The sequence below is a fragment of the bacterium genome, from assembly GCA_035371905.1.
Classification (GTDB): domain Bacteria; phylum Ratteibacteria; class UBA8468; order B48-G9; family JAFGKM01; genus JAMWDI01.
Window position 1 is genome coordinate 1 of record DAORXQ010000119.1, and the last position, 4633, is coordinate 4633.

Here is a 4633-nt window from a genome sequence, read left to right on the forward strand (position 1 = left end):
AAAAAATTTTTCTGTTACCTTTAAATCTTAAAAATAAAACTAAATTTTTATTATCTCAAATTGATAAACTAAATTTAGCAAATAATTTTATTTATATTACATCAAATTTCTGTAAGGTTCAAGATTTCAAACTTAATTTTTACAATTACTTTAAAAATTCTGCTCTCCCTTTTTCTTTTACATTAAAATCATTCGCCTCAAAAATCATATCAGAAAAAAGTAGCAAAAAAATTATTTCTGATGTAGAAAGATTTCTAATTATTATTGACATTATCAAAAAGGAAAAAAAAGAAAAATTTTATGGATATACAGATGAGGGATTTGCAAAGATAGTTTTAAATTTTATAAAAGAACTTAAAATTTCTTCAATACAAAAGGTAAAATTATCAGAAGTAAAAAACATAATCTCTGGTTTTCCTTTCAAGTTTGAAAATCATAAGAAAAATATAGAATTGGCTTTAAATTTATTTGAAGAATACGAAAATTATTTATACAAAAGAAATCTTATAGATATTGAAGATATTTATGATGAGGCAACAAATCATCTTACTGAAAATTATGAAAGTATTATATTTGAAAATATAGTAGAAATTCCGAATTATCAAAGAAATTTTATTGCTAAACTTGTGAAGTCAACCGAATCCGTGATTTTTTCTTATTACCAACCTGACTGTTTTTCCATTGATACACAGAAATTAATAATAAATGATACTTTTAATTTTCTAAAAAAAATAATAAACTGGGAAATAGAAAAAATTGATGGTGAAAAATATGAACCAGAAATTGAATGTTTTAATTATCCCACAAAAGAAGAAGAAATTAAAGGTATTATCAACTTAATAGAGAGAGAATTTAAAAATAATAAAGAAATAGGTCTTGACGATTTTCTTATAACCTGTCCTGATATGTTAAATTATAGAAATTATATAAAAAGGATATTTTCCAGATTCAATTTACCTGTTGAATTAATTCCCGGGTATTCCTTTATTATTGAACCTTCAATTTCTCCTCTTCTTGAATTTTTCACTCTCGCTGAAACATACGAATGGAATACTTTAATGAATATTCTAACCTCCCCTTATTTTTCAAAAATAAACCAAAATGAAGTTGAAAACTTTTCAGAAAAAATAAGAGAAGAATATGAAAATATAGGTTTTTATAAAGAAAATTTTGATTTTGAAAAAATAAATTATAAAAGTATTGAAATATTAAAAGAGTGTACAAATTTAATAAAAAAAGAAATGACTATCTCTGAATGGAAAGATACTTTAGAAAAAATTATAGAAATGACCGGATGGCATACTTCTGAACCTGAAATAAAAATTGAGTTTGAAAAATTAATTGATAAAATGAATGGTTCATATCTTTTGAAAAAGGAAGAATTCATAAATTTATTAAAAAAATTACTGGAAATGATAGAAATAGAAGAAGGAAAAGGTATGGGAATTAGAGTCAGTGGAATAATGGAAAGTCTGGGTATTGAAAAAAAAATTTGTTTTTTCTGTGGTGCAACAGAAGAAAATTTTCCCAATGCACCTAAAATTGAAGAGTTTTTACTACCTGATAAAGTAAAAAAAGAACTTGGACTTGAATATTTTGAAAAAAGAATAGCAAGAGATAGATGTGATTTTTACAGAATCAGAAATGAACATGAAAAAGTAATTTTCACTTTTCCATCAAGGGTTGAAAATCAACTTCAAATGAAATCAATTTTTATTTTTGATATCAGCCCAAAAGAAGAAATAACAAAAGAATTTTCTATTGATTCAAAAAAAATATTTGATATTAAAATAGATATAAGCAAATTTAAGAAAAAATACATCCAAAATGGAAAGTTAAATATTGGAGTTTCAGATTTGGAATTATTACTTAAATGTCCTTATAAATTTTACTTGCAGAAGGTGGAAGAAATTAAACCATATAGAATTCCTGAAATAAGAGAAATTCCAGATATGTGGGGAAAAATAATTCATGAAAGTATTAAAGAAACTTTTGAGAAAGAAAAATACATAAATGTTGAAAAAATTAAAGAGTACAAAGATATATTTGAAACTTTACTTAATAAAAAAGCAGATGAATATTTGAGAAAAAACAAAATTTCCAGTATTTATAGAAATATAGTCAAATTGAGACAAGATGAAGTTTTAAAAAAATTTGAAAAAATAATTAAAAACTTTTCTGGAATGGTTTTACTGGATTTTGAAAAAGATATTAAATTTGAAAATGAAAAATTAATAAAGGATTTGATTATTAAAGGAAGAATAGATATACTTGCAAAGATGGATGATAAACTCACAATAATTGATATAAAAACGGGTACTTCCTGGAATTGTTCCTATACAGAAAATGATTTTTTCAAACAATGTAATATTCAGATACCATTATACGCATGGATATATTCAACCACCAACAACATTTCTTATAAGAATATCAAAGGTATGGTATGTAATTTTAGTTTTATTGAAAATGAAAAAGAAAGTGAAATAATCACAATCTATGATTTTTCAACAAAGAAATTCAATTATATTGAAAAAATAAGTGAATTTTTAAATGATATAAAGGAAGAAATATTACAGGATAAGTTCTCTTTTTTGAAAGTAAATAATGAATCAGAATGTTTTATATGTAATTATAAGGAGTTATGTATATATGAAAAATAAAATACCATTTGAAGCAATTATCAATGAAGCGTCTGCAGGAACAGGAAAAACCTACTCTATAATAAAAGATATTCTTAAACTGAAAGAATATTATGGTTCTTATAAATTTTTAAATAAAATCATAGGAATTACTTTTTCTGAGAATGCAGCGATAGAATTAAAGGAAAGATTGATTAAAGAAATATTTGATAGAGAATATGAAAGATTATCAGATGAGGAAAAAATTGAACTTGAAAATATACTTCTAAGATTAAATTTCTCTACCATCCATTCTTTTGCAAAAAAAATTTTAAAAAGATTTGCCTTTATCTTGCATATAGACCCTTTTTTTAAGATAATTGAAGAAAAAGAGAGTGACATACTTTTTTCAGAGGCATTAAGTAAAACATTTTTAGATTCTGAAGAAACAAATATTTTTTATAAAATTTTAAAAGAATTAAAACTGAATCAATTTTCCCAAGTTGTTTCTGAAATGAAAAAATTACACCCATATGTTTTTTTGGGTTCTCCACACCCTGCTAATTCATTAACTGAATTGATATCAAAATTTTTTAAAAATGTTGAAGAAAAATATTTTAATTTAAAAAAGGAATTGGGATATTTGGATTTCAATGATCTGGAAAAACTTACTTTCAAATTACTTAATGAAAATTTAAATATTGAATCTCTTATAATTCTTGAAGATTTTGATGAAAAAATGAATTTCATATTCCTTGATGAATTTCAGGATACAAACTTATTACAATGGAAAATAATTGAAAACTTGATAAAGGATTGGTTGTCTGGTTATGGCTCAAAAGCAGAAACAGGAGAAAGATATGGAATTTACATTGTTGGGGATAAAAAACAATCAATTTATAGATTTAGAGGTGCAGAAAGTAAATTATTTGATGAAGTAAAAAGAGTTTTGAATAATTATTGTAAAGTTGAAAAATTAAAGATAAATTATAGAAGCACAAAGGAAATAATTGATTTTGTTAATACTGTCTTTAAAAATGATGAGGAATGGAAGGAAGAAGAACTTGTTTTTAATGAAAAAATGGAAAAACTACCATCAAAAATAGAAATATCTTCTTTTTCTGATAAAGAAAAAGAATATGAATGGGTCTGTAACAAAATATGTTCTCTAATAAAGGATGGAAATCTTATAGTTTTTGACAGAAAAAATAAAAAATATAAAAAAATTGAACTTAGAGACATTCTTATATTAATAAGAAAAAGGAATAAAGATTTTAAATTACTGGAGGAAAAATTAAAGAGTTATAACATACCATATGTTGTCATTGGAGGGATAGGATTTTATCAAGAACCAGAAATAAAATTTCTACTTTCATTACTTTATGCCTTGGTTGACCCAACAGATAAATATGCTTTATGGAATCTTGAAAATTCTATTTTCAAAATAGATAAAAATATGTTGAATAAATGGAGAGAATTAATGAATAAATTTGAAATTTTGTTTTTAATGGAAAAAATTCTTGAAGAAATTAAATTATGGGATAATTTAAATACCCAGCAAACTGCAAATGTTGAAAAATTTTTATCAATATTACAGAATCAATCACATCTTCCTTATTATCAGATTACAAAAAATTTCAGAGAACTATCTAAAAATACACTTGAACCAAAAGCAGATATTTTTTCAGTACACCAGAATGCAGTTAAAATTATGACCATTCATAGGGCAAAAGGACTTGAATCTCCAGTTGTTTTTTTAATTAATGTTGAGGACCTGAGTTACAGTACAAAAAATGATGTATTTTTCTATAAAAAGGAAGGTGATGGATACGTTTATGTGTATAAAAAAGATGATTCAAATGATAAATTTAAAAACGAATTCAAAGGGCAAATGGAAAAAGAAGAAAATAGATTATTTTATGTTGCTTTAACGAGAGCAATGCAATATCTTTTTATTTCCGGTAATATTGAAAAAAACAGTGCTATCTCAAATAAAGTTAAAGAAATTATTAAAA

2 protein-coding genes are annotated in these 4633 nt (G+C 23.9%); both read left to right on the forward strand.

The genetic code is table 11. From position 1 onward, the window contains the following. Positions 1–2660 (forward strand): PD-(D/E)XK nuclease family protein (locus tag PKV21_09165; protein ID HOM27654.1); only part of this gene is annotated, 2660 nt, incomplete at its 5' end. Further along, on the forward strand, positions 2650–4633 hold a 1984-nt coding region (locus PKV21_09170; protein ID HOM27655.1), incomplete at its 3' end, for an ATP-dependent helicase. The genes PKV21_09165 and PKV21_09170, both read left to right, overlap by 11 nt.